Origin of the sequence: Ramlibacter albus (genome assembly GCF_014297445.1) — a bacterium.
GTDB lineage: Bacteria > Pseudomonadota > Gammaproteobacteria > Burkholderiales > Burkholderiaceae_C > Ramlibacter > Ramlibacter albus.
The window spans coordinates 575,372-598,849 of record NZ_JACORU010000001.1 but is presented as its reverse complement, the minus strand read 5'-3'; the positions used below and the strand labels follow the sequence as shown (position 1 = coordinate 598,849).

Below are 23,478 nucleotides of genomic sequence, written 5' to 3'. Positions count from 1 at the left end.
GTGAGGAGTTCATGCACGTCCTGATCATCGGCGCCTCCCGCGGCATCGGCCTCGAGTTCGCGCGCCAGTACCGCGATGCCGGCGACCGTGTCATCGCCACTGCGCGCAGCACCGACGCTCTTGCGCAGCTCGAAGAGCTCGGCGCCGAGCCCTTGCACGTCGACGTCACCGACCCCGCCAGCATCAGCACGCTCGGCTGGCAACTCGACGGCGAGAAGATCGACCTCGCGATCTACGTCGCGGGCGTCATGTCCCGCGGCGGTGCGACGCAATCGCCCGCACTGGACGAATTCGACAGCGTGATGCGCACCAACGTGTGGGGCGCCATGCAGTCCATCGTGCAGGTCGCCCCGCTCGTGGAAGCCGCGAAAGGCCGCTTCGTCTTCATCAGCAGCGAGATGGGCTACATCGCGGGCGTGGGCTCCAGCTACAGCTGGGTCTACCGCGCGAGCAAGGCCGCACTGAACATGACGGTGGCTGCCGCCCAACCCGATTACCCGAAAGCGGTGATGGTCGCCATCAGCCCGGGCTGGGTGAAGACCGACATGGGCGGCGCGAGCGCGCCGCTCACCGTGGAGCGCAGCGTCACGGCGATGCGCAAGACCATCGAAGGCCTGACGAAGAAGCACCAGGGAGCCTTCCTCAACTACGACGGCCGGCGCTTCGACGGCTTCTGACGATGATCCTCACCCAAGACCAGACCATGATCCGCGACGCCGTGCGTGCGTTCGCGCAGGAAGAGCTGTGGCCCAACGCGCCGCAATGGGACCGCGACCACACCTTCCCGCGCGAAGCGCACCAGGGCCTCGCCGCGCTCGGCGCTTATGGCATCTGCGTGCCGGAGGAGTTCGGCGGTGCGGGGCTCGACTACCTCACACTTGCGCTCGTGCTGGAAGAGATCGCCGCCGGCGACGGTGGGACCAGCACGGCGATCAGCGTGACCAACTGCCCGGTGAACGCCATCCTCATGCGCTACGGCAATGCGGCGCAGAAGAAGAAGTGGCTCACGCGGCTTGCAGCCGGCGAACTGCTTGGTGTCTTCTGCCTCACCGAGCCGCACGTGGGCAGCGACGCATCGGCGCTGCGTACGACGGCGACGAAAGACGGCGACTCGTACGTCATCAACGGCGTCAAGCAATTCATCACGAGCGGCAAGTACGGGCACCTCGCCGTCGTCATCGCGGTGACCGACAAGGGCGCCGGCAAGCGCGGGATGAGCGCCTTCCTCGTGCCCACCGACACGCCCGGCTACGTGGTTGCTCGCCTGGAGGAGAAACTCGGCCAGCGTTCCAGCGACACGGCGCAGGTCAACTTCGAGAACTGCCGCATCCCTGCCGAGAACCTGGTCGGCGAGGAGGGCGAGGGCTACAAGATCGCCCTCTCGACCCTCGAAGGCGGCCGCATCGGCATCGCATCGCAGTCTGTGGGCATGGCGCGCAGCGCGCTCGAAGTCGCGATCAACTATGCCAAGGAGCGCGAGAGCTTCGGCACGGCCATCATCAACCACCAGGCCGTCGGCTTTCGCCTCGCCGAATGCGCCACCAGGCTCGAAGCTGCGCGCCAGCTGATCTGGCACGCTGCTTCCTTGCGCGATGCAGGCCAGCCCTGCCTCAAGGAAGCCGCGATGGCCAAGCTGTTCGCCAGCGAGACCGCGGAGCAGGTCTGCAGCGCCGCGATCCAGACGCTCGGCGGCTATGGCTACGTCAGCGACTTCCCCGTCGAGCGAATCTACCGGGACGTGCGCGTGTGCCAGATCTACGAAGGCACGAGCGACGTGCAGAAGATCATCATCCAGCGGGGTCTCTGAAGCGGGCTCGCCCCGGCGGCGACGGAAAGCACTTGGCGTTGCACGCCGCCGGGCATAGCATGCCTGCGGATGGGCACGGACGTTTCCCTCGACCGCTTCACCCTGCGCTTCAAGGACGCGGCGCTGGAGCGCAGCTTCCGCGAAGCCGAGGACGACAAGTCGGTGCGCACGATGCGCTTCGGCACCCTGGTCGGCGCGCTGCTCTTCGTGTTTGCGTGCCTGTCCCTCGCGGTGATTCCCGAGCCGCTTCGGCACCTGCTCAACTGGGCCGACGTCTGGGTGTCCGGCGTGGTCGTCACGGTGGCTTGCGTGCTCGTCTACGGCGTGACCTTCACCCGCCCGTTCCAGGCGCATCCCCAGGTCGCGCTCGCCGCGCTGTGCGCTTCCGCGTCCGGGTGGCTGGCCTCGGGCCTGCGCCACCTGGAGCCCGATTTCGTCGCGAACCGCGGCTTCATGTTCCTGGTGCTGCACACCTTCACGATCTACAGCCTGTTGCGCATGCGGCTGTTGCCCGCGCTCGCGGCCGGCTGGGGCTCGCTCGTGCTGTACGTCGCCGCGATGAAGTACTGGCACGTCATCGGCGACATGTACCTGGTGCGGCAGGTGTTCTGGCTGGCGGCCTGCAACGTGTGGGGGAGCGTCATTTGCTACCAGGTGGAGCGCTCGCTGCGTCGCGAATACGCGTCGGCGCTGCAGGTGCAGCGAGAGCGCGAACGCGCCGACGGCCTGCTGCTCAACATCCTGCCCGCGCCGATCGCCGAGCGGCTGAAGTCGTCGCGCGAGCGGATCGCCGAACATGCCGACCCCGTCACGGTGCTCTTCGCGGACATCGTGGGGTTCACACCGCTGTCGGCGCGCAAGAAGCCGGCTGAACTGGTCGAGCTGCTCGACGAGGTGTTCACGGGCTTCGACGAACTCGCGGCCGAACACGGGCTGGAGAAGATCAAGACGATCGGCGACGCGTACATGGCCGTCGCCGGGCTGCCGCACGCACAGCCCGACCACGCGATGCGCGCCGCGCGCATGGCGCTGGCGATGGTCGAGCACGTCGAACGCGCGGCGCAGACAGCCGGCGAGCCGCTGCAGGTGCGCATCGGCATGCACACGGGCGCGGTCGTGGCCGGCGTGATCGGCCGCAGCAAGTTCAGCTACGACCTCTGGGGCGACACCGTCAACACCGCGAGCCGCATGGAGAGCTCGGGCGTGCCGGGCGCCGTGCACTGCACGCAGGCCACAGCCCGCCACCTCGACGGCGACTTCGCCGTGCGCTCGCGCGGGCCAGTCGAAGTCAAGGGCAAGGGCACCATGGAGACGTTCCTCGTGCTGGGCGCGGCATGATCGCCGGCGCACCGCTGCACCGCCTCACGCTGCACTTCGCGGACGCGGCGCTCGAGCGCCGCTATCGCGATGCCGAGGACGGCCACACGATGCGTTACGGCCGGCTCGGGTCGATCGGCGGCATGGTGCTCACGGTCCTCACCACGCTGCTGCTCCACCTCTTCGTGCCGCAGCACATGCTCGGCACCGACCAGGTGCTGTACGGGGGCTTGTTCGTGTGGGGCTTCTTCGCGCTGATGTATGCCGCGTCGTATGCGCCCGTCACCGTGCGGCATCCGCAGGCCGCGGGTGTCGCCGCCAACCTCGTCTTCGCATCGGCCCTGCTGGCCGTGATGAGCCGGATGCCGGCGGAGTTCCTGCAGCACCGCGGCTTCATGCTGCTGCTCAACCAGCTCTTCGCGCTCTATGGCCTGCTGCGGCTGCGGATCGTACCGGCCACCATCGCGGGCACCTCGTGCGTGCTGCTGTATGCGCTGGTTGTCGGACTGGCCGGCTGGATGCCGGCGATCGACCTCCTGCGGCACCTGTTCTGGCTGACGATGATCAACGTGTGGGGCGTCTTCATCTGCTACCAGATGGACCTGGCCAACCGCCGCGAGTTCATCGCGCGCGAGGCGATGCAGCGCGAGCATGCGCGTGCCGAGGGCCTGCTGCTCAACATCCTGCCCGGCGCGATCGCGCAGCGGCTGAAGGCATCGACCGAGCGGATCGCGGAGCACGCCGAGCCCGTCACTGTGCTCTTCGCGGACATCGTCGGCTTCACACCGCTGTCGGCCCGCAAGACGCCCGCGCAGCTCGTCGACCTGCTCGATCGCGTGTTCACCGATTTCGATTCACTCGCGGCGCAGCACGGCCTGGAGAAGATCAAGACGATCGGCGACGCGTACATGGCCGTCGCCGGCCTGCCCGAGTCGCAGCCCGACCACGCGCTGCGCGCTGCGCGCATGGCGCTCGCCATGATCGAGCGCGTCGCGCGCGCCGCCGACGAAACGGGCGAGGCGCTGCAGGTGCGCATCGGCCTGCACAGCGGCCCGGTCGTGGCCGGCGTCATCGGCCGCAGCAAGTTCAGCTACGACCTGTGGGGCGACACGGTCAACACGGCCAGCCGGATGGAAAGTTCAGGCGTGGCGGGCGCGGTGCACTGCTCGCAGGCGACCGCCTCTTGCCTGGACGGCGAATTCTCGTTGCACCCGCGCGGGCCGGTGGAAGTGAAGGGCAAGGGAACCATGGAGACGTTCCTTGTACTCAGTGCCTAGGAGCGTGATCCCGAATGCAGCTCGTCACACCCGCCCCCGGCTACCTCGCCGCCTACACCGACGCGCTCAGGCGCGGCTGGTCGCCCGACAACGCCCGCGGTGCCGCGGCCGCCGCCGAGCAGCTCGAAGCCATCGAGCGCGATGCGCAGGCGTTCGTCGCCGGCCTGACCGACCGCGAAGCCCTTGGCGCACCGATTCGCCTGCCGGACGGCAGCACGGTGCCGCGATTGCCCGGCTTCGTCATGTGGATGTGGGACGGCGAGTTCTGCGGCTCCATCGGGATGCGCTGGCAACGCGGCACCGAGGCGCTGCCGCCCTACTGCCTGGGCCACATCGGCTACGGGGTGGTGCCGTGGAAGCGCGAACGCGGCTACGCGAAGGCCGCGCTCGCACAGATGCTCGTCCACGCGAAGGCCGAAGGCCTGCGCTGGGTCGACATCACGACGGACCTCGAGAACCGTGCGTCCCAGCGCGTGATCCTCGCCAACGGCGGCGTGCTGCTCGAACAGTTCGAGAAGCCCTCGCAGTACGCCGGCAGCCACGTGGGCCTGCGCTACCGTGTTGAGCTCACCCCCGCTTGCGCTTGAGGTTTCAGCGGCGCACCGGCCAGTGGTCCACCACGTAGACCGCCAGCCGCGGCACCAGCACCTGCATGCCGCAAGCCAGCACGACCACCGCGACGGCGATGCCGATCTCGACCAGCATGCGCCTGGGGTTCATCGCGACGCTTTGGCCGCCGCGGGCGGCAGCGGCTCCGGCACGCGGTTCTTCACCGCGGGGATGGTGCGCAGGTAAGCGAAGATCGCGCCGAGGTCGTCGTCCGTGAAGTTCTGGTAGACGGGGATCGGCATCGGCGGCAGCACCGGGCGGCCGCGGCCCATGTGGCGGCCGGTGCGGATGGTCTCGCGGAAGTCGCGCTCGGTCCAGTTGCCCAGGCCCGTATCGGGGTCGGGCGTGAGGTTTGCGGTGAAGCTCGTGCCCCAGGGGCCGATCCACGCGGTCATGGTCGCGCCGGCGATCACGTTCCAGAAGCTGTTCTCCGCGACGGCGGGCGCGGGCGGCACGCGCACGTCCTGCGGGTGGCCGGAGAGCAGGCGGCTCATGTCCGGCTCGGGGCCGTTCGCGCCCATCTTCAGCGGCGTGTGGCAGTCCATGCAGGCCGAGGTGTGCACGAGGTACTTGCCGCGCGCCACTTTCACGGCCAATTCCTTCGCGTCCTTCTCGGAAGCGAAGGCGCTGCCGGCGAGCACGGCGGCGAGGGCGAAGAGCGAGAGTCGAAGTTTCATCATCGGGTTTCCTTGCGGGTGGGGAGGTCTTCGTCGATCCAGCGCGTGAGCAGCGCCAGGCCTTCGGTGTCGGGCAGTTGCGTGCCCAGCGGCGGCATCTGCACCTGCGGATGCCGAGAACGCATGCGCTGCGCGAGCACGCTCGCGCCGGCGTGGCCGGGGACCACGACGCGGGCATCGTCGCTGCCGGCGGGGCGCCAGCGGCTCATGCTGTCGATCGTGGTGCGCAGCACTTCGTCGTGCGACGCACGTGCATCGCCGGCGCGCTGAGCGAGCGTGAGCTTCAGCGGCACGCGCTGCTCGCCCGTGTTGTGGCAGTGGCCGCAGTTGGCGTGCAGGTAGCCGAGCGCGGCGCGCTCGACGGGCGTCGTGGCTTCGATGCGCGGCGGCTTGTCGGCGAGCGATGGCGGCAGGTTGCGCACGACACCGCTCGCGACCAGTGCGCGCAGATCGATCTCGCCTTGCGTGCGCGGCCGCCCGCCCGGCGCCAGCGGGTCGCGATCGGGCGAAAGCTGCAGCGCCGAGAAGCCGAGCACGGGCACCGGCGCGCTGGCGTGGCACGCCAGGCAGTCGCCTCGCGACGGCACGAGGTAGCGGCCGTTGGGCGCGTCGGCCACGGGCACGCTCGCGCCGCGCGGCGAAGCGAGCGTTGCTTCGGTGCCCGATTCGTTCCACACGTAGGCGGCGAAGCGCCAATCGCCGTTCGACAGGCGTTCGATGTAGCGCGTCTCCACAGGTTTGCCGCCGACGGCGAACTCCTTCCAGAGTTTCGTGCCGGGCGGGAACTGCCACTCGTCCGCGCGCGACGCATCCACATGCGCGCCGCGCGGCAGCGCGATCCACCGGCGCTTGCCGGCGCCGTCGGACCACAGCGGGTATTGCGGCGAGAACGGGATCACGTTCGCCCCATCGATGCCGGTATCCGCCAGCCGCGCAGGCAGCGGCGCGTCGTCCGCATGGGCGAACGTGACGTATGCGATGCACGCGAGGCAAAGGGCCGCGAAGGCCCGGGCGATGGCGGCCGGGGCAGGCATGGGGTCTCCGTTGGGAAGGCCGCCAGTGTGCGGCGCCGGCTCGCGCACCGTTCTTAACTATTCGCTAAGCCCACCTGAAAACTTTCTTAAACTGGCCGCGCCATGCGGTGTATGTGAACTGCTTCACAGCCGCGGCGAAGGAGAAACGATGGATTGCCCTTGCGGGCGGCGCGATGCGAAGGGCCGTGCGCTGCCATTCGAGCGCTGTTGCGGCCGCTACGTCGGCCACTTCGACGACACGCCCGCGCCCGATGCCGAGTCGCTGATGCGCTCGCGCTATTGCGCGTTCGTGCGGCAGGACGAGGTTTACCTGCTGGCGACGTGGCATGCGAGCACGCGGCCCGCGGATGTGCAGTTCGACCCTGCTGCTCGTTGGCTGGGCCTCGACGTGCGTGAGCATCGCGTCGTCGACGAGAACCATGCCGAAGTGGAGTTCATCGCGCGCTACCGCGTCGGGGGCCGTGCGGTGCGCCTGCACGAGCGCAGCCGCTTCGTGCGCGAGGAGGACGGGCGCTGGTACTACGTGGACGGGGACGTCACTCCGTGACGATGCCCTGCGAGAGCGCATCGGCACCGCGCAATGTGCGGCACTTCTCCAGCGTGCCGTCCTGCGTGCCGTCGCAATAGACGGTGCGCGACATGCGCACGCTGCCCACGTTGTAGCTCATGAACATCACGCCGGACGCGGGCGCCCACGACGACGCGATCAGGTCCATCACTTCCTTGCTCAACTTGCCGCCGGTGGCGCGCTCCACCCACTGCAGCATCTTCTGGCTCACGGCATCGGATGACGGGCCGCTGCTGTCCGGCAGGCGCGGCGCGTGCAGGCCGATCATGCTGAAGCCCGGCACGGCTTCGAAGCGGCGCGGCACGCCCGCGAGGAAGGCGAGCGCGCAGGCGGACGTGCACTGGCCGGCAGCCAGTGTCTTGAGCTTGCGGTCCCGGATGATCGTGGCAAAGGCGTTCGCTGCGCCGAGCGTGCCGCCCCGGCATTCGTGGAACAGCACCGTGTCGATGCCGGGGTTGCGCGCCAGCAGGTCGAGCAGGCGCGATGCGTCCTCGGGCGCGATCTGGCCGCTGACGATCACGCGCCCCGCGGCTTCGCGCACGATGCCGGCCTGCGCGCTGATGCACACGAAGGCCAGCCCGAAAGCAACGAGGTGCCGCACCATCACACCCTCCGCAGCGCCGCGGCCGCTTGCGGCCACGCACGCTCCATCTGTTGCCGCGCAACCGATGCCTCCGCGGCCTTGCCCTGTGCCTGCAACGCGCGAGCGAGCCCGCGCAACGCCCAGCCGCTGCCGGGGTGCTCTTCGAGCGCGGTGCGGAAGGTCGCTTCCGCTTCGGCCGCGCGCCCCGCGGCGAGCTGGATGTCGCCCAGCGCGATGAGCGTGCCGTCGGCGAACTCCGGCGGCTCGCGCTGGTCGGACTTCTGCGCGGCCTTCATCGCCGCCTGCTGGTGCGAGATGGCTTCGGCGAAGTTGCGGCGCGCCGCGGCGACCTGCGCCTGCAGCCCCGCCTCCGCGATGCCGGTGTGCGTGGCCACGAGAGCCTTCTGCCGCGGGTTGAGCGCCGCGTTGCCGCGCATCGATGTCGCGAGCGCCTGCAGGCGCGCGAGCGAGGCCTGCGCCTCGTCCATGCGCCCCAGCCGCGCCTGCGCGATGCCGCGCGCATGCTCGTACCACAGCTGCGTGACGCCCTTGTCGCCTGGCGGCAGCGGCTCGGCGAGCACGCGGTCCCACTGCTCCATGCGCACGAGCGTCAGCAGCCGCAGGCTGCGCGTGTATTCCGCGAAATAGAGCGGCGAGCCGTCCAGCATCGCTGCCACCTTGGCCGCCGCGTCCAGCGCCACGTCATCGCGCCCGGCCATGATGGCCGCGTACCAGAGGAAGTGCCGGTTGTGGCCGCGCCAGTCCTTCGTCGTCTCGAAGCCCTGCGCCTTGTGCGTCGCGTCGAGCGCGGCCTCGGCCGTCTCGGCCAGCTGGTTCACCCGCGCGGCGTCGTCGTAGCGGCCCACGTGCACGTAGATATGGGAAGGCATGTGCACGAGGTGTGGCGACTGCGGCGCGAGCTGCGCGAGCCGGTCCGCGGCGGCGACCGCGCGGCGTGCGGGCGCCGCGCCGTCCGCGAGGTGGACCATGTAGTGGTTCAGGCCGGTGTGCGTGGTGTGCGAGGGCAGCAGCTTCTCCACGCGGTCGAGCACTTCGCCGATGCGGCCGTTGGGCTTGCCGTCGCGCGTCCAGCCGTTGTCGGCGTCGGTGGCGATGATCTCGGCTTCGGCATACAGCGAAGCAATGTCGGGATCGGCAGGGTAGGCATCCGCGAGCGTGCGCATGCGGGCGGCGTACGCGATGTCCAGCGGATGCGGCGGCTCGCTGCCGTCCTCGCGCTTGGCGCCGCACACGGCCGTGTACGGCGCGGTCTCGCGCGCGGCGCTCGGGTGCGCATAGCGCACGGCCAGCGACTCGATCAGCGCGCGCTCGCGTGGCGTGGCCGCGGCCGCATGCTTCATCGCGTAGCCGACGTACTGCAGCGCTTCGGCCGCCTGCTTGCGGCTGGAATTGTTGATGTTCGGGCCGAGCTGCCACGCCACGCCCCAGGCACACATCGCGCAGGCTGGGTCCTGCGCGAGCGCGGCCTTGAACATGCGAACCGCTTCCACTTCGTTGAACGCGTAGGCCTGCAGCACGCCGTCGTTGAAGAGCGCGCGGGCGCGGTCGGACGCGGAGGTGATGGCGATCGTGGACGTGCCGAAGCCGGACAGCCGCGGCGCGGTGGCCTTCAGGTCGGGCGCGAAGGGTTCCAGCTGCGCGCACGAGCCGAGCGCGGCCGCGCAAGCCAGGGCAACAGCAGTCCGGCGAACCAACGACGACGTATTTCGCATAACGGCTCCGTCACGCCAGTATGCACGCCGGCGCCGGCGCTGTCAGCCCGTGGCGCGCTCCTGCCGGGCGAGCGGCGCCAGCGCCCACAGGCCCAGCACCGGCCCGAGCGCCAGCCAGGGCAGCACCGTCTCGAGCGGCGCCGCCTGGGCGGCGCGCACGAACACCTCGATGCTGGCCACGGAGATGGCAAAACCGATGCAGTTGGTGAAAGTCAGCACGCTGCCCGTCACGCCCGGCGGCGCGTTGCGGGCCGTGAGCGCGGAGAACTGCGGCGAATCGCCGGCCACCGTCACGCCCCACAGCAGCAGCCAGGCCACGAACAGCGGGAAGGGCGCCTGCAACGCCAGTGGCGCTGCAATGCAGCATGCGCCACTGACCGCCAGTTGCCACTGCGCCACGCGCGCGCTGCCGATGCGCCGCGCCACCAGCCCGCCGCCCGCGCAGCCGACGGCCCCGGCCGCGATCGCCCAGAACGACATTGCGCTCACCCCGTCCGCCGCCACTCGCACGGCTGCGATGGTGGGCACCAGTGCGTAAAGCGAGTACAGCTCCCACATGTGGCCGAAGTAACCGAACACCGACGCGCGCAGCCGCGGCTGGGCGACGATAGCGCCCAGCGCGGCGATGCGGATCGGCGCGCCCTGGACGGGGGGCCGCTCCGGCACCAGAAACGCCGTCGCCACGCCGCCGAGCGCGGCCAGCAGCGACACGCCGATCACGACGATGCGCCATGGCGGCAGCCCATCGCCCACGTTCGCGGCAGCCAGCGCACGCAGGCCGTGCGGCAGGGCCGTGCCCAGCACCAGCGCCGCGATCAGCACGCCCAGCGCGGCACCGAGGCCCTCGCGGTACCAGCTCGCGGCGATCTTCATGCCCACCGGGTAGATACCGGCGAGCAGGAAGCCGACCGCAAAGCGCAACCCGACGAGCAGCGCGTACTGCCCGTCCAGCAGCAGCACGGCCGCGTTCGCCAGTGCGCCCAGCAGGGAGCACACGAGGAACACGCGCGTCGGGCGGAACCGGTCCGCCAGCATGAGCAGCGCGAACACGAGCGTGCCCGCCACGAAGCCCAGTTGCACGGCAGAGGTCAGCGTCGCCAGTGCGGCGGGTGGGAGCGACCACGCCCGCTGCAGGTCGGGCAGCACGGCATTGACGGCGAACCACAGCGACGTGCCCGCGAACTGCGCAAGCACGATCACGGGCAGGATGCGGGCGGGGGTGTCCAACGGTTGCTACGATCCTTGTTGGCGAAAGGACCCCGATTTGAACCCGAAATACGAAGCCGTGCTGTTCGACTGCGACGGCGTGCTGGTGGACAGCGAGAGCATCACCAATGGCGTGCTGCGCGACATGCTGGAGGAGATCGGCTGGAAGCTCACCGCCGCCGAGTGCATGCGGATCTTCCTCGGCAAGGCGCTCAAGGACGAGAAGGCGATCATCGAGGCGAGCACCGGGCGGCCGCTGACCGAAGAGTGGCTCGCGAGCTTCCGCGCGCGGCGCAACGAGCAGCTCGAACTGCGGGTCGGGCCGATCCCGCATGCGGTCGAAGTGGTTGCCGAGCTTCATGCACGCTTCGAGGGGCGCATCGCGTGTGCCACGGGGGCCGACCGCGGCAAGGCGGAACTGCAGCTGCGCAAGTGCGGCCTCATGCAGTACTTCGAAGGCCGGCTGTTCAGCGGCCACGACCTGCCGCGCTCGAAGCCGGCGCCCGATGTGTACCTCGCCGCGGCGAGCGCCCTCGGTGCCGACCCGAAGCGATGCGTGGTCGTGGAAGACACCACGGTGGGCACCACGGCCGGTGTCGCTGCCGGCGCCACGGTGATCGGCTACAGCCCGCCGGTGCCCGGGCATGACGGCGGCGCGCTACTGCGCGCGGCCGGTGCCGCCTTCGTCGTGGAAGACCTGCGCCAGGTCCGGGAACTCTTGTAGGCGCGTTGCGGGCGATGAGGCCGGTGGCCCGCAGGTCACGGGCCTGACTGCGCTGCTCATACCGTCAACCCCCGTGCGCTGAGTTCGGCGCTCGCCTGCGCCACACGGTCCACGGCGGCCTGGTCCTTGAGCCACGCCGCCAGCTCCGCCATGCCGTCGTCGAGCTTCACCCGCGGCTCGAAGCCGAGGCGCTTGCGCGCCTTGGTGATGTCGGCATAGCAGTGCCGGATGTCGCCGACACGGTACTTCTGCGTGATCTCCGGCTCGATGTGCGGCTTGCCCATCACCTGCGCCAGCCGCAGCGCGATGTCGCGCACCGTCAGCGGCTGCCCGCTGCCGACGTTGAACACTTCGCCGTCGGCGGCGGGCGACTCCAGCGCGAGCCGGCAGCAGCGCACCACGTCGTACACGCTGACGAAGTCGCGCTGCTGCAACCCGTCCTCGAAGATGCGCGGCGGGCTGTCGTTCAGCAGCCGCGACGCGAAGATCGCGAGCAAGCCCGTATAAGGATTGGAGAGCGCCTGCCGCGGCCCGTACGCGTTGAAGAAGCGCAACGCGACGGTCGGCATGCGGTAAGCCCGGCCGGTGATCAGCGCCATTCGCTCCTGGTCGTACTTGCCCAGTGCATAGATGGAGGCGAGGGCGGGCGCCTTGGTCTCCGGCGTGGGCAGCGGGGTGAGCAAGCCGCCGTCAGCGCCACGCAACTCCCACTCGTCGCGCTCCAGTTGCGCAAGCGTGCGTTCGCAGTTGCCATGCACGCCACCTGATCCGTCCCTGTACAGGCCCTCCCCGTACAGGCTCATGCTGGAAGCGACGACGAGCTTGGCCACGGGGCTGGCGATGAGCGCTTCGAGCAGCACCGCCGTGCCCAGGTTGTTGGTGCGCGTGTAGTGCGCGATCTCGTACATGCTCTGCCCCACGCCGACCGCGGCCGCGAAGTGGAACACGGCGTCGATGCCCTGCAGCGCGCGCACCACCGCTTCCTTGTCGCAGACGTCGCCGACCTGGAGTTCGACGTTGGGGTGGAGGTAAGCGGGCCTTCGCGTGCCGTCGCCGTGCACCTGCGCGGCCAGCGTGTCGAGCACGCGCACGCGATAGCCTTGCGCGAGGAGTTCGTCGGCCAGATGGGACCCGATGAACCCTGCGCCTCCCGTGACCAACACATGCTTCATGCGCAAGACCTTCCGTTTCGCCGACGTGCCGCCACCGCGCGTGAAGGTCTCGCGCGGCATGGCGCACGACGGCGCCGGCGAGTATCTCAAGGAGGCCGTGCCCGAGGCAAGCGGCAGCACCGGCGACATCCGGACATGCGCGAGGGCCGGGCGCGCGCCGGGCGTCGACGGTCAGCCGTCTTCTCCGCCCCGGATGACGAGCACCGGCACCGGTGCATGGCGGATCACCTGTTCCGCGCCGCTGCCCAGCAGCACGCGGTCGAGGCCGCGGCGGCCGTGGGTGCCGACCACGATGAGGTCCGCGTTCCACGCTTTCGCCTCTTCGGCGATGGTTTCGCCCAGGCGGTGCCGCGGGAACTCGATGAATTTCGTCTCCGGGTCCACGCCCGCGGACTTGGCGATGTCGGCCGCCTCGGCGAGCAACCGTGCCGCGGCTTGCTTCGCGACCGCGATCATGTCCGACGTGTATTCGAAGCCGGTGACGTAGGCCAGTTCGTCCGCGCAGTGCACGAGCAGCAGGCTGCCGTTGCCGTCGCGCGCGATCTGCAGCGCGTGCACGAGCGCCTTCCTGGACGTGGCGCTGCCGTCCACGGGCACGAGCAGTCGGCGGTAGGTTCGCATGGCGGCTTTCCTTTCAGCGGGCCACCAGCACCGGCACGGGCGACGCGGCGACCACCTTGGCGGCGATGCTGCCGAGGATGAGGCGCTGGATGCCGGTGCGGCCGTGCGAGCCCACGACGACCAGGTCCGCCTTCGTGTTTTCCGCGGCGCGCAGGATGCCCTTGTCCGCGGTGACGTCCTCGAGCAGCACGCATTCGAGCTGGATGTGGCCGCCGTCCTTGGCCGCCAGTTCGCCGATCTTCGCGTGCGCCGCGGCGGCGTGTTCGCGGGCGGCGGAGAGGTAGGCGTTCATGCCGACCGGATTGGCCTCGCCGATGCCGAGGTAAGGGTACGGGTCGACGACGTAGACGGCCGTCAGGCGCGAGTCGTGCCGGCGGGCGAGCTTCACGGCCAGCTGGGCGGCGTGCTCGGAAGCGGCGCTGCCGTCGGTCGCGAAGAGGATGTTCTTGAACACGGGGGCCTCCTTTCTGGGCTTGCGTGCATCTTGCTGCAGCGCAGGGCGGTGCGCTTGACGTCGATCAAGCAGAATCGAGGCATGTTCAAGGACCGCCGCGACGCGGCCGGAAAACTGGCCGATGCCCTCGCCCACCATGCGGGCGCGCACCCGCTGGTGCTCGCCATTCCCCGCGGCGCGGTGGAGATCGGCGCGGTACTCGCGCAGCGCCTCGCCGGCGAGCTGGACGTGGTGCTCGTGCGCAAGCTCGGCTCGCCGTTTTCTTCCGAATTCGCGGTGGGTGCGATCGACGAGAGTGGTTGGACCTACGTGGCGCCGCATGCCTCGCAAGCGGGTGCGGACGACGACTGGATCCGGCGCGAGTCGGCGAAGCAGCTGGCGTTGCTGCGTGAGCGGCGCGCAATGTACACGCCGGGGCGCGGGATGCCTTCGATCGCGGGCCGGGCCGTGATCGTCGTCGACGATGGCCTTGCGACCGGTGCAACCATGATCGCCGCGCTGCATTCGGTGCGTGCGCACGGGCCGAAGCATCTCGTGTGCGCTGCGCCCGTGGCTTCCGATTCATCCATCGAAGCGGTGCGCCCGTACTGCGACGAGGTGGTGGTGGCGCTTGCGCCGAAGGACTTCCGCGCCGTGGGGCAGTTCTATCGCACCTTCGAGCAGGTCGAGGACGGCGAAGTCGTCGCCCTGCTGGCCCGCTGAAAAAAATTGCCCGCCGGCTGCGTGATGCAGGCGGCGGGCGCGACGGGAGCCCCGGGTTGGGGTGGAGGGTGGCCCGGTATGAGCACGCTCCCGTCCGGCCCTGCGGAGCAGGACCTTTTGCGCGGTGTCCGGATTCACCGGTTTCCGCGGTGCGCCGGGAATCCCCCCGTCGCACGAATTCACTGTAGGACCGCGGCGCAAGTGCTACCTTGATGGGGCGCAAGTTTGGGGCGTTGACGTACCGCAATCGCCTGCAGGGGGCACGCCCCTAACCTCGGGCGCATGACCATCCGCAACCTCGACGCGCTGTTCGCGCCGCGATCCCTCGCCGTGATCGGCGTCTCCGAACGGCCCGGCAGCCTGGGCGGCATCGTGCTCGCCAACCTCGAACAGGCCGGGTTTGCCGGCCCCATCTGGCCCGTCAACCACCGCCACCGCACCGTCCACGGCCGCGAAGTGTTCGCCGACGTGCCTTCGCTGCCCGGCGTGCCGGACCTCGCCGTGATCTGCACGCCGCCGCGCAGCATCCCCGGCCTCATCGAACAGCTGGGGCAGAAGGGCACCCGCGCGGCCATCGTGCTCTCGGCCGGCCTGAAGGAACCCATGGCCGAAGGCGGCCCGACGATCGAACAGCTGGTGCTCGACGCGGCGCGCCCGCACCTGCTGCGCGTGCTCGGCCCCAATTGCATCGGCCTGCTGGTGCCGCGCCTCGGGCTCAATGCCAGCTTCGCACCGGGCAACGCGAAAGCGGGCAGCCTGGCGTTCGTCACGCAATCGGGTGCACTCGCGACCGCGATGCTCGACTGGGGCGCGGGCCGGCAGATCGGTTTTTCGCACTTCATCTCGCTGGGCGACAGCGCCGACGTGGACTTCGGCGACGTGCTCGATTACCTCGCGAGCGACGGCCACACGAGCGCGATCCTGATGTACGTCGAGTCGATCAAGCACGCGCGCAAGTTCATGTCGGCCGCGCGAGCGGCGGCGCGCGTCAAGCCGGTGATCCTGGTCAAGGCCGGCCGCGCGCCCGAGGGCGCCAAGGCCGCCGCTTCTCACACAGGCGCGCTCGCGGGCTCCGACGCCGTATTCGACGCAGCCGTCGAGCGCGCCGGCATGCTGCGCGTGGACACGCTCGAAGCGCTGTTCGACGCGGCGGAGACGCTCGCGCATCCGCGTGCCTGGCATGGCGAGCGGCTGGCGATCGTCACGAACGGTGGCGGCGCGGGCGTGCTCGCCGCCGACGCGTTGTCGCTCGGCGGCGGCAAGCTCGCGCAGCTGTCCGAGGCGACGCTCGCGAAGCTCGACGCCGCGCTGCCACCGACGTGGTCGAAGGGCAACCCGGTGGACATCATCGGCGACGCGCCCGTGGAGCGCTACACGCATTCGCTGCGCGTGCTGCTCGACGCGCCCGAAGTCGACGGCGTGCTGTTCATGCATGCGCCCACCGCCATCGTGCCCGCGGCCGACATCGCGGGTGCGTGCGCGCCGGTCGTGAAGAACGCATCGAAACCGGTGCTCTCGTGCTGGGTTGGCGGTGTCGCGGTCGGCGGCGGCTACAAGGTGTTCGCGCAGAACGGCCTGCCGTGCTTCCGCACGCCTGAGCGCGCGGTGAGCGCGTGGCTGCAGCTGCAGGACTACCACCGCCACCAGCAGGCGCTGCTGGAACTGCCCGATGCGCCGCCCGAGGCGGTGCAGCCCGATCGCCGCGCCGCCCGCGCACTCGTCCGCGGCGCGCTCGCGGAAGGGCGCGAGTGGCTCGACGAGGCGCAGGCCAAGGCGCTGCTCGCCGCGTACGGCATCCCCACGGTGCAGACCGTCACCGCGCGCGACGCCGGCGAAGCGGCCGACGCCGCGGTGCGCATCGGCTTCCCCGTCGCGCTGAAGGTGCTGTCGCCGCAGGTGCTGCACAAGTCCGACGTGGGCGGCGTCGTGCTGGACCTGCAGTCGCACGAGGAAGTGCGGCAGGCCGCGGTGCGCATGCTGGAACGCGTCACGCGCGAAGTGCCGGGCGCGCAGATGGGCTACACGGTCCAGGCGATGGCGCGCCGCCCCGGCGCGCACGAGCTGATCGTGGGCATCGCGAGCGATCCCGCGTTCGGGCCGGTCATCCTGTTCGGCCATGGCGGCACCGCGGTCGAACTGCGCAACGACCGCGCCGTGGGCCTGCCGCCGCTGAACGCGAATCTGGCCGAATCGCTGATCTCGCGCACGCGCATCGCCCCGCTGCTGGCCGGGTATCGCGGCCGGCCGCCGGTCCAACGCGAAGCGCTGGTCGATGCGCTGCTGAAGGTTTCGGAGCTTGCCTGCGACATCGCCGAAGTGGCGGAGCTGGACATCAACCCGCTGCTTGCCGACAGCCACGGCGTGCTCGCGCTCGATGCGCGCATTCGCGTGCGCTGCGCCACGGGCGGCAGCCGGCTGGCGCTGCGGCCGTACCCCTCGGGGCTGGAGGAGAGCGTGGCGCTCGATGGCCACACCCTCAAGCTGCGGCCGATCCGCCCGGAAGATGGCGCGCGCCTCACCGCCTTCTACGCACAGGCAGCGCCAGGCGACATGCGCATGCGCTTCTTCCACGTGCGCCGCGACATCCCCGCGGCCGAAGTCGCGCGCTACACGCTGATCGACTACGAACGCGAGATGGCGTTCGTCGCACTCGACGGCGACCGCATCGTCGGCGAGGCACGCGCGCTGTGCGACCCCGACAACACGACGGCCGAGTTCGCGACGCAGATCGCGGGCGACTGGCAGCACAAGGGCCTGGGCAGCAAGCTGCTCGCGAAGACGCTCGACTACCTGCGCGAGCGCGGCACGGGCGAGCTCGTGGCGTACACCTTGCGGGAAAACGACGGCATGCTCGCGCTCGGGCGCGAGATCGGCTGCACGGTGAAGTCCGGCCCGGAGGACCTGGTGACGATGACGCTCAAGCTGCGCTGACCCGCGCGGCGCGGCACCGGGGGATACTCGGTGCCGCATGCACACCCAGGCCGTCCTGCTCGAAGCCCTGCGGCGCGCGCCGCGGCGCTACCGGCTGCCGCCGTTGCCGCGCGACGCCGCGCAGGCGCGCGCCGCCAAGCCGGATGTCGCCATCGGGTGGGCGATCGAGCAGCGGCGCGCGGCACTCGTTGCGAGCGCAGTTTCGGCCGGCCAGGCGGCGACAGCGCAAGGCCGGCTCGACGAGGCATTCGAAGTCTTTCTCCGGGGCCTTGCCGCACTTATCGCCGAAGCGCTGGACCCGCGCAGCGGTGACCCATCCTTCCAGGCACTCGTGCTGCGCGCGCAGCATCCGCACGTGGACGAGCATGTGCGCCTGGCCGCGCAGCAGCATGCGGACCGGCGCGCGATCCGGGCCGTGGTGGATGCCTTCGCCCACCCCGGCAAGCTGGTCGCGCTGCCCGAAGGCCCCGAGCGCGACCTGCTCGCGCCGCTGCACACGCTGGCGCGGCAAGGCAAGTGGCGCGAGCTGCGCGGCGAGCTCGAAGCCGTGTTGCCCCACCGCAGCGAAGCACGAACGGTCCTCGACCACCCCGCGCTCGAGCGGCTCGAACGCAGCAGCGTGCTGCTCGCGCACGACGCGGTGCAGCGCTACCTCGCGCTGTGCGGGCCGCAGGCCGGCAGCGCGGCCGCGTCGGCGCAAGGGCGCGCCGCGGCACGCACGGGCGACTCGGCCGAGCGCGCGACGCTCGCCGTCTTCCGCGAGATCGCGCTGCTGCTGGACCGGGCCGATCCCTCGCAACCTCACCGCGTTGTGGGCGGCCTGCGCACGCCGCCCGGCTTCCCCGGGCAGGTGGAGAAGTCGAAGGACGAATGGGACGCAGCCATCCTGCGCGGCAACGACCTGCTGCTGCTGGCCGAAGTGAAGGCTTCGCCTTCCGCTGCGACGCCGGACTACGCGCGCCTGCAGCGCGGGCTGCAGCGGTTGGCGCACGCCGTGCCGGGCGAGACCTACCGCTTTCCGTCACCGGGCGGCGGCACGGACATCAGCGGCGCATCGCTCGCGGCTTTGCGGCCGCACGGCCGCGAGTTGCCGCCGAGCGTCATCTATTGCTGCATGGGCCCGCCGGAGGTGCAGCCACTGCTCCTGAGCGCGGCCAGCCGGGCCGTGCTACTGGCCGAACCCGCAAGCGTCGCCTTCGCCTGCGCGCTGGCCGAGAGCCGCAACCCGCAGCTCGCCACGCTGACGCCCGTCTGGGACGCGCTCGCCACCGAACCGCGCCTGCGCTCCGCCCTGCACCAGGACGACACGTCCCGCGCCGCGCGGGAAGCAATGCTTCATCCCGACGACCTGAAAACCGCTGTTGTTGAAACCCTCCACCTCCCCTAGCATCAGGGCATGAAGTTCCTGACCGCGCAGGCGAAGCTGGTCGAACTCGTGCAGGACGGCGTCGTGGCCGAGATCGCATCGGGCCGCTTCGCGCCGGGCGTGCACATCCGGCAGGACCAGATCGCGCAGGACCTCGGCGTCTCGCGCGCGGCGGTGCAGGAGGCGCTCGAGGCGCTGCGCCGCCGCGGCGTGCTGCGCGAGACGGCCAACCGCACGTTCGAGGTGGCGCCGCTCGACCTGGACCATGTGCGCCACGTCTACGACGTGCGCGCGGTGATCGAGGGGCTGGCCTTTCGCAAGGCGGCCGAAGTCAACCCGCATGGCGCCGCCTCGGAAGGTCCGCTGCACATCGCCGCCGGCCGCCGGGCCATCGAGCGCGGCGACGTGGCGGACATCATCGACGCCGACATCGCGTTCCACGAGTTCGTCTACGAGCTCTCGGGCAACCCGCTGCTTGCCGCCGCCATGGACGCGCACTGGACCGAGACGCAGCGAGTGATGGGCGAAGTGCTGCTGCGCGACGAGGCGCCCAGCGACGTGTGGGACCAGCACCAGGCGATGCTGGACGCGATCGTTGCCGGGGATGGCGAGCGCGCCGAGGCGCTGGCGCGGCGGCACATCGAGCAGTCCGCGGCGTACATGATCCGGCGGCTGCGCGGCGGCACGGCCTGAGGTGCCGGGTTTTCCCGCGGCCCATACGGAGGTCGGATGACATGCCAGGGGTGGCTGCACAGACTGGAAGTGCGCCGCCCCTCTACCGGCGTGTCAGGACCTTCACATGGACGTCATCACCGCTCTCTCCGCATTCTTCTTCTTCGCCATCTACTCCATCATGGCGCACGGCCTCATGGCCGTGCTGGCCGGCATCCGGATCGACACGGCGCAAGGCGAGCCGCCGTCGGCGCTGCGCATCACGGCCGCCTGGTTGGGCGCGATGTGCATGGTCCTGCTGCCGCCTGCGAGCTACTACATGCTCAAGGGCGCCGGGCTCGTGGCGCCCCTGTCGGCGGCCACCGGCGGCGTCCTGCTGGTCGTGTGGTTCGTGTCGCTGCTGCCCGGCATCTTCGCCAGCCGCGGCATGCTGAAGGCCGCGGGCATCGACCCCGACGCCACCGCGAGCGTCCTCAACTGAGCCCGGGCCGCCCCGCGCCGCGTCACGTCACGTCACCGGCGCGGGGTTGAACAGCACGAGCTGGTTCGCCAGCTTCCACTGCTCGGCCCACGTCTTCTTCCGCCCGCTCGCCACGTCGAGCATGTAGCGGAACATCTCCCAGCCCACCTCCTCGATCGTCGCCTCGCCGTCGGCGATCCGGCCCGCGTTGATGTCCATCAGGTCATGCCAGCGCCGTGCAAGCTCGGTGCGCGTCGCCACCTTGATCACCGGGCATTCGGCCAGACCGTACGGCGTGCCGCGGCCGGTGGTGAACACGTGCAGGTTCATGCCGGCGGCCAGCTGCAGCGTGCCGCAGATGAAGTCGCTGGCGGGCGTCGCCGCATAGGTGAGGCCCCGGTTCTGCAGTTTCTCGCCGGGCGCGAGCACGCCGGCGATCGGCGCGGTGCCCGACTTGATGACCGAGCCCATGGCCTTCTCGACGATGTTGGCCAGGCCGCCCTTCTTGTTGCCCGGCGTGGTGTTGGCGCCGCGGTCCACCGAGCCGCGCTTGAGGTATTCGTCGTACCAGGCCATCTCGCGCACGATGGCGTCGGCGATCTCCGGCGTCTGCGCGCGCGACGTGAGCTGCTCCACCGCGTCGCGCACCTCGGTCGTCTCGCTGAACATCACGCTCGCCCCGGCGCGCACCAGCAGGTCGGCGCAATAGCCCACCGCGGGGTTCGCCGTGACGCCGGAGAAGGCGTCGCTGCCGCCGCACTGCACGCCCACGACGAGCTCGCTCGCGGGCACTGTCTCGCGCTTGCGCGCGTTCAATCGCTTCAGGTGCGTTTCGGCCTGGCGCATGATCGAGTCGACCATCGACATGAAGCCGACGTGCGCGTCGTCCTGCAGGCAGACCACGTCGAGTTTCTCGTCGGCGTTGGCGACGGGGATCGAACCGGGCGGCAGCAGCCGCTCCGGCTGCAGCTTCTCGCAGCCCAGGCTCACCACCATCACCTCGCCGCCGAAGTTGGGGTTGCGGCTGATGTTGCGCAGCGTGCGGATCGGGATGACCGCGTCCGGCGCGTCGATGGCCACGCCGCAGCCGTAGCCGTGCTCCAGCGCCACAACGTCATCGACGTTGGGGTATTTCGGCAGCAGCTCGCGCTTGATGCGGTCGACCGCGAAGTCGGTGACACCGGCGACGCACTGCACGGTCTGGGTGATCGCGAGGATGTTGCGCGTGCCCACCGAGCCGTCGGCGTTGCGGTAGCCCTCGAAGGTGTAGCCCTCCAGCGGCTCCAGCGTGCGCTTCACCGTTGCCTTCGGGAGGTGGTCCAGCTCGCGCGCATCGGGCATGGAGAGCAGGCGCTCGTGCACCCAGCTGCCGGCGGGGATGTCCTTGATGGCATAGCCGATGGGCACGTTGTAGCGAACCACGGCGCTGTTGGCGGGGATGTCGACGAGGGCCACCTTGTGGCCCTGCGGCACCTTGTCCTTGAGCGTGAGGCCGTTCGCGAGCTGCGTGCCGGGCGGCAGGCCGCCGTCGTTCGCGACGATCGCGACGTTGTCGGCGGGGTGCATGACGATGTGGAGCGGGGTCATTGGGGTCGATTCTGCACCTGGCCCGGGCGTGTGCCGGGGGTATTCCCCTAGGCCGCACGGTCGCCTTGGCCCGTTGAGGCAGCAGGGTCGCAAGTTGCGGAGGTCCCTGATGTTGGTCAAACGGGTCGAAATCAGCGAAGCGGAGCGCTCGGCGTTCGAGGCGGTCGTGCGGTCCTGCGGGCGCGAGCCCGCGGACTTCCATGTGGAGGCCTACTCGGCCGACGGCCCCCTGCGCAGCGTGCACGTGGCGTGCACGCAAGGCGGCGCCGTGCAGTACGACGCCTGCGGCGGCCGGTGCTGGACCGAGAGCTTCGCCGAGCACCTCGCCAAGGGCTGTTTCCACTAATCTGCCGGTTCGCTGCCCGGGCGTATCCTGCGCCCATGCAGTACGAACTCCTTCCCCAGGACCTTTCCGCCTACCGGGCCGGCAACACCGGCATCCCCTACGTCCACCGTTTCGAGTCCGGCAAGCCCGGGCCCCACGTGCTGGTGAACGCGCTCACCCACGGCAACGAGTTCTGCGGGGTGGAGGCGGCGCGGCACCTGCTGGACAACTCGGTGCGCCCGCGCATCGGCACGCTGACGGTGAGCTTCGCGAACGTCGAGGCGTACGAGAGCTTCGACCCCGAGAAGCCGGCCGCCAGCCGCATGGTCGTTCACAACCTCAATCGCATCTGGGGCGCCGACATGCTCGATGGCAGCCTCGACAGCCCGGACCTGCGCCGCGCTCGGGAGCTGCGGCCGGTCGTCGCCGCGGCCGACCACGTGCTCGACATCCACTCGACGCTGCGCAAGACGGGGCCGTTCTGGGCGTATCCGCGCCAGGGCACGAACGAGAAAGTGGCCCATGCGCTCGGCTTCCCCCCAGTGCACATGGTCTACACGCCGGGGCAGCTCGGCACGGGCGTGGCGCTGGTCGAGTACGAGGCGCACAAGCATCCCGGCAGCGCGCGGCTGGTGGTGGAGTGCGGCCAGCATTTCGAGCGCGAAAGCGGCGAAACGGCAAAGCGCGTGACCTTGTCTTTCCTGGCGTACTTCGGGCTCGTCGACGCGCTGGTCGCCCGGCCCGCCGAACCGCAGCGCCCTTACGAAGTCGTCTCCGTCATGGTCGTGAAGACCCCCGCTTTCCGGTTCGCGCGGCCCGTCGAACCGCTGGACGTCTTCGCTGCCGGCGAGCTGATCGCCACCGACGGCGACATCGAGCACCGCGCCCCGGTGGACGGCTGCACGATCTTCATGCCGGCCCGCGAGCCGATCGTGGGGCGGGAAGCCGGCTGGCTGACGCGACCGGCCTGAGAAACAAAAAGCCCGCCGAAGCGGGCCCGTTCACGAATGCGATGCGCTCCGGTGCCGGTCTCGCGGCCCGGCGCCGCCATTGAGAAAGTCGGCCGCGACACGAACAACGGCCATCACGATCGCGGCGGCCAGTTCGAACGAGCCGACAAAGCCTTCCCGGAAGTAGGTCCACGTCTTCATGCTGTCAGTCCCGGCTGGGCAATCTCTCGAATGAAGCGAAACGCTCCGACGACCAAGACGATACCACTCAAGCCGATGTCCAGGTAGAGGATGGCGACCTCGACACCGTGCAGCAGCGCGAAAACGGATGGGTTGAACGGGTGGATCGCATCCAGCGCGTGGATGCCCCACCCAATGAGCCAGGAAACGGCGGCCAGCCCGAGAAAGAGCACAGCCCCGCCGATCACGTGGCCCAGCAGCTTGAAGACGGATTCGCCGAACGTCGGCTGACGGTGCGAGTACAGCGGGCCCAGGCTCATGGTGCCTCCCTCCTTGGCGCGGGCGAGTGTAGCGGCCCACGCCGCCGTCCGGCCCGCTCCTATACGAAAGCAGTGGATGCGGCCTGTCCCGGAATCCGGCGGCTTGCCCCCGGTTTCCCGCAGTTCGTCGCACCGCGCGGGCGCGCGCGGAACTCCCTCGGTACTATCGCGTCCCATGCCGCCGCACGGCCGCCCGAAGGCGG

General features: G+C 70.2%; 26 protein-coding genes. 14 read left to right on the top strand and 12 right to left on the bottom strand.

Going from position 1 to position 23,478, the window contains the following annotated elements:
- The first annotated feature begins 11 nt into the window (after positions 1–11).
- From H8R02_RS02730 to H8R02_RS02710, 5 genes are all read left to right on the top strand, one after another.
- Positions 12–677, top strand: a complete 666-nt coding sequence (locus H8R02_RS02730; RefSeq protein ID WP_187079805.1) for an SDR family oxidoreductase — start codon at positions 12–14, stop codon at positions 675–677.
- Positions 678–679: 2 nt separating this feature from the next.
- Positions 680–1,807: an acyl-CoA dehydrogenase family protein gene (locus H8R02_RS02725; protein WP_187079804.1), complete on the top strand. Its 1,128-nt coding sequence runs from the start codon at positions 680–682 to the stop codon at positions 1,805–1,807.
- Between the two features lie 69 nt (positions 1,808–1,876).
- Entirely contained in the window at positions 1,877–3,145 is a 1,269-nt protein-coding gene (locus tag H8R02_RS02720; RefSeq protein WP_187079803.1) for an adenylate cyclase, read from the top strand.
- Entirely contained in the window at positions 3,142–4,401 is a 1,260-nt protein-coding gene (locus H8R02_RS02715) for an adenylate/guanylate cyclase domain-containing protein (RefSeq protein WP_187079802.1), read from the top strand. The genes H8R02_RS02720 and H8R02_RS02715 overlap by 4 nt, the downstream gene beginning before the upstream one ends.
- Before the next feature lie 14 nt (positions 4,402–4,415).
- Positions 4,416–4,988 (top strand): GNAT family N-acetyltransferase, encoded by a 573-nt coding sequence (locus H8R02_RS02710; protein ID WP_187079801.1) that lies wholly within the window; start codon positions 4,416–4,418, stop codon positions 4,986–4,988.
- A gap of 4 nt (positions 4,989–4,992) precedes the next feature.
- Here H8R02_RS02710 and H8R02_RS30250 read toward each other — a convergent pair whose 3' ends face one another.
- From H8R02_RS30250 to H8R02_RS02700, 3 genes are read right to left on the bottom strand one after another with little or no spacing between them, the layout of a single operon-like run.
- Entirely contained in the window at positions 4,993–5,121 is a 129-nt protein-coding gene (locus H8R02_RS30250) for a hypothetical protein (protein ID WP_255429126.1), read from the bottom strand.
- Entirely contained in the window at positions 5,118–5,687 is a 570-nt protein-coding gene (locus H8R02_RS02705) for a c-type cytochrome (protein WP_187079800.1), read from the bottom strand. The genes H8R02_RS30250 and H8R02_RS02705 overlap by 4 nt, the downstream gene beginning before the upstream one ends.
- Positions 5,687–6,721, bottom strand: a complete 1,035-nt coding sequence (locus H8R02_RS02700; RefSeq protein ID WP_187079799.1) for a hypothetical protein — start codon at positions 6,719–6,721, stop codon at positions 5,687–5,689. Before H8R02_RS02700 ends, H8R02_RS02705 begins: the two co-directional genes overlap by 1 nt.
- Positions 6,722–6,869: 148 nt before the next feature.
- Between H8R02_RS02700 and H8R02_RS02695 the strand changes: the two genes are divergently transcribed.
- Complete coding sequence (locus H8R02_RS02695; protein WP_187079798.1) at positions 6,870–7,268, top strand: YchJ family protein; 399 nt, start codon at positions 6,870–6,872, stop codon at positions 7,266–7,268.
- On the opposite strand, the gene H8R02_RS02690 is transcribed toward H8R02_RS02695, so the two are convergent.
- From H8R02_RS02690 to H8R02_RS02680, 3 genes are read right to left on the bottom strand one after another with little or no spacing between them, the layout of a single operon-like run.
- Positions 7,258–7,929: a hypothetical protein gene (locus H8R02_RS02690; protein WP_187079797.1), complete on the bottom strand. Its 672-nt coding sequence runs from the start codon at positions 7,927–7,929 to the stop codon at positions 7,258–7,260. The two genes, H8R02_RS02695 and H8R02_RS02690, sit on opposite strands and share 11 nt — an antisense overlap.
- Positions 7,893–9,605 (bottom strand): tetratricopeptide repeat protein, encoded by a 1,713-nt coding sequence (locus H8R02_RS02685; RefSeq protein WP_187079796.1) that lies wholly within the window; start codon positions 9,603–9,605, stop codon positions 7,893–7,895. Before H8R02_RS02685 ends, H8R02_RS02690 begins: the two co-directional genes overlap by 37 nt.
- Before the next feature lie 42 nt (positions 9,606–9,647).
- Positions 9,648–10,832, bottom strand: a complete 1,185-nt coding sequence (locus H8R02_RS02680; RefSeq protein ID WP_187079795.1) for an MFS transporter — start codon at positions 10,830–10,832, stop codon at positions 9,648–9,650.
- A 37-nt stretch (positions 10,833–10,869) separates the two neighbouring features.
- Here H8R02_RS02680 and H8R02_RS02675 point away from each other — a divergent pair, with 37 nt between their 5' ends.
- Positions 10,870–11,535, top strand: coding sequence for an HAD family hydrolase (locus H8R02_RS02675; protein ID WP_255429125.1), 666 nt, complete (start codon positions 10,870–10,872; stop codon positions 11,533–11,535).
- Positions 11,536–11,591: 56 nt separating this feature from the next.
- Here the strand turns inward: H8R02_RS02675 and H8R02_RS02670 are convergent, their stop codons facing one another.
- The 3 genes from H8R02_RS02670 to H8R02_RS02660 form a co-directional block, all read right to left on the bottom strand.
- Positions 11,592–12,707, bottom strand: a complete 1,116-nt coding sequence (locus H8R02_RS02670) for an NAD-dependent epimerase/dehydratase family protein (RefSeq protein WP_187079793.1) — start codon at positions 12,705–12,707, stop codon at positions 11,592–11,594.
- A 171-nt stretch (positions 12,708–12,878) separates the two neighbouring features.
- Positions 12,879–13,328 carry a universal stress protein gene (locus tag H8R02_RS02665; RefSeq protein WP_187079792.1) on the bottom strand — a complete coding sequence of 150 codons (450 nt, stop codon included), beginning with the start codon at positions 13,326–13,328 and terminating at the stop codon, positions 12,879–12,881.
- A gap of 13 nt (positions 13,329–13,341) precedes the next feature.
- Positions 13,342–13,782 carry a universal stress protein gene (locus tag H8R02_RS02660; RefSeq protein ID WP_187079791.1) on the bottom strand — a complete coding sequence of 147 codons (441 nt, stop codon included), beginning with the start codon at positions 13,780–13,782 and terminating at the stop codon, positions 13,342–13,344.
- Here H8R02_RS02660 and H8R02_RS02655 point away from each other — a divergent pair.
- The 5 genes from H8R02_RS02655 to H8R02_RS02635 all read left to right on the top strand — a co-directional run bounded on the left by H8R02_RS02655 (position 13,696) and on the right by H8R02_RS02635 (position 19,934).
- Positions 13,696–14,484, top strand: coding sequence for a phosphoribosyltransferase (locus H8R02_RS02655; RefSeq protein WP_354004857.1), 789 nt, complete (start codon positions 13,696–13,698; stop codon positions 14,482–14,484). The two genes, H8R02_RS02660 and H8R02_RS02655, sit on opposite strands and share 87 nt — an antisense overlap.
- 282 nt (positions 14,485–14,766) lie before the next feature.
- Positions 14,767–17,415 carry a bifunctional acetate--CoA ligase family protein/GNAT family N-acetyltransferase gene (locus tag H8R02_RS02650; RefSeq protein ID WP_187079789.1) on the top strand — a complete coding sequence of 883 codons (2,649 nt, stop codon included), beginning with the start codon at positions 14,767–14,769 and terminating at the stop codon, positions 17,413–17,415.
- 37 nt (positions 17,416–17,452) lie between these two features.
- Positions 17,453–18,802, top strand: a complete 1,350-nt coding sequence (locus H8R02_RS02645) for a hypothetical protein (RefSeq protein ID WP_187079788.1) — start codon at positions 17,453–17,455, stop codon at positions 18,800–18,802.
- Between the two features lie 9 nt (positions 18,803–18,811).
- Positions 18,812–19,474, top strand: coding sequence for a GntR family transcriptional regulator (locus H8R02_RS02640; protein WP_187079787.1), 663 nt, complete (start codon positions 18,812–18,814; stop codon positions 19,472–19,474).
- Between the two features lie 106 nt (positions 19,475–19,580).
- Positions 19,581–19,934, top strand: coding sequence for a hypothetical protein (locus H8R02_RS02635; RefSeq protein WP_187079786.1), 354 nt, complete (start codon positions 19,581–19,583; stop codon positions 19,932–19,934).
- Positions 19,935–19,961: 27 nt separating this feature from the next.
- On the opposite strand, the gene garD is transcribed toward H8R02_RS02635, so the two are convergent.
- Positions 19,962–21,500 carry a galactarate dehydratase gene (garD, locus tag H8R02_RS02630; protein WP_187079785.1) on the bottom strand — a complete coding sequence of 513 codons (1,539 nt, stop codon included), beginning with the start codon at positions 21,498–21,500 and terminating at the stop codon, positions 19,962–19,964.
- A gap of 109 nt (positions 21,501–21,609) precedes the next feature.
- Here garD and H8R02_RS02625 point away from each other — a divergent pair, with 109 nt between their 5' ends.
- On the top strand, positions 21,610–21,846 hold the full coding sequence (locus tag H8R02_RS02625; protein ID WP_187079784.1) for a hypothetical protein: 237 nt from the start codon (positions 21,610–21,612) through the stop codon (positions 21,844–21,846).
- Between the two features lie 35 nt (positions 21,847–21,881).
- Positions 21,882–22,796, top strand: coding sequence for a M14 family metallopeptidase (locus H8R02_RS02620; protein WP_187079783.1), 915 nt, complete (start codon positions 21,882–21,884; stop codon positions 22,794–22,796).
- Positions 22,797–22,826: 30 nt separating this feature from the next.
- Here the strand turns inward: H8R02_RS02620 and H8R02_RS02615 are convergent, their stop codons facing one another.
- Complete coding sequence (locus H8R02_RS02615; RefSeq protein WP_187079782.1) at positions 22,827–22,976, bottom strand: hypothetical protein; 150 nt, start codon at positions 22,974–22,976, stop codon at positions 22,827–22,829.
- Positions 22,973–23,275 carry a hypothetical protein gene (locus H8R02_RS02610; RefSeq protein ID WP_187079781.1) on the bottom strand — a complete coding sequence of 101 codons (303 nt, stop codon included), beginning with the start codon at positions 23,273–23,275 and terminating at the stop codon, positions 22,973–22,975. Before H8R02_RS02610 ends, H8R02_RS02615 begins: the two co-directional genes overlap by 4 nt.
- Positions 23,276–23,478 lie beyond the last annotated feature (203 nt).

Bases quoted from the DNA above. Each gene is read 5' to 3' on its own strand.
- H8R02_RS02730 (WP_187079805.1), top strand. From the start codon at position 12: ATGCACGTCCTGATCATCGGCGCCTCCCGCGGCATCGGCCTCGAGTTC.
- H8R02_RS02725 (WP_187079804.1), top strand. From the start codon at position 680: ATGATCCTCACCCAAGACCAGACCATGATCCGCGACGCCGTGCGTGCG.
- H8R02_RS02720 (WP_187079803.1), top strand. From the start codon at position 1,877: ATGGGCACGGACGTTTCCCTCGACCGCTTCACCCTGCGCTTCAAGGAC.
- H8R02_RS02715 (WP_187079802.1), top strand. From the start codon at position 3,142: ATGATCGCCGGCGCACCGCTGCACCGCCTCACGCTGCACTTCGCGGAC.
- H8R02_RS02710 (WP_187079801.1), top strand. From the start codon at position 4,416: ATGCAGCTCGTCACACCCGCCCCCGGCTACCTCGCCGCCTACACCGAC.
- H8R02_RS30250 (WP_255429126.1), bottom strand. From the start codon at position 5,121: ATGAACCCCAGGCGCATGCTGGTCGAGATCGGCATCGCCGTCGCGGTG.
- H8R02_RS02705 (WP_187079800.1), bottom strand. From the start codon at position 5,687: ATGAAACTTCGACTCTCGCTCTTCGCCCTCGCCGCCGTGCTCGCCGGC.
- H8R02_RS02700 (WP_187079799.1), bottom strand. From the start codon at position 6,721: ATGCCTGCCCCGGCCGCCATCGCCCGGGCCTTCGCGGCCCTTTGCCTC.
- H8R02_RS02695 (WP_187079798.1), top strand. From the start codon at position 6,870: ATGGATTGCCCTTGCGGGCGGCGCGATGCGAAGGGCCGTGCGCTGCCA.
- H8R02_RS02685 (WP_187079796.1), bottom strand. From the start codon at position 9,605: ATGCGAAATACGTCGTCGTTGGTTCGCCGGACTGCTGTTGCCCTGGCT.
- H8R02_RS02670 (WP_187079793.1), bottom strand. From the start codon at position 12,707: ATGAAGCATGTGTTGGTCACGGGAGGCGCAGGGTTCATCGGGTCCCAT.
- H8R02_RS02665 (WP_187079792.1), bottom strand. From the start codon at position 13,328: ATGCGAACCTACCGCCGACTGCTCGTGCCCGTGGACGGCAGCGCCACG.
- H8R02_RS02650 (WP_187079789.1), top strand. From the start codon at position 14,767: ATGACCATCCGCAACCTCGACGCGCTGTTCGCGCCGCGATCCCTCGCC.
- H8R02_RS02645 (WP_187079788.1), top strand. From the start codon at position 17,453: ATGCACACCCAGGCCGTCCTGCTCGAAGCCCTGCGGCGCGCGCCGCGG.
- H8R02_RS02640 (WP_187079787.1), top strand. From the start codon at position 18,812: ATGAAGTTCCTGACCGCGCAGGCGAAGCTGGTCGAACTCGTGCAGGAC.
- H8R02_RS02635 (WP_187079786.1), top strand. From the start codon at position 19,581: ATGGACGTCATCACCGCTCTCTCCGCATTCTTCTTCTTCGCCATCTAC.
- garD (WP_187079785.1), bottom strand. From the start codon at position 21,500: ATGACCCCGCTCCACATCGTCATGCACCCCGCCGACAACGTCGCGATC.
- H8R02_RS02625 (WP_187079784.1), top strand. From the start codon at position 21,610: ATGTTGGTCAAACGGGTCGAAATCAGCGAAGCGGAGCGCTCGGCGTTC.
- H8R02_RS02620 (WP_187079783.1), top strand. From the start codon at position 21,882: ATGCAGTACGAACTCCTTCCCCAGGACCTTTCCGCCTACCGGGCCGGC.
- H8R02_RS02615 (WP_187079782.1), bottom strand. From the start codon at position 22,976: ATGAAGACGTGGACCTACTTCCGGGAAGGCTTTGTCGGCTCGTTCGAA.
- H8R02_RS02610 (WP_187079781.1), bottom strand. From the start codon at position 23,275: ATGAGCCTGGGCCCGCTGTACTCGCACCGTCAGCCGACGTTCGGCGAA.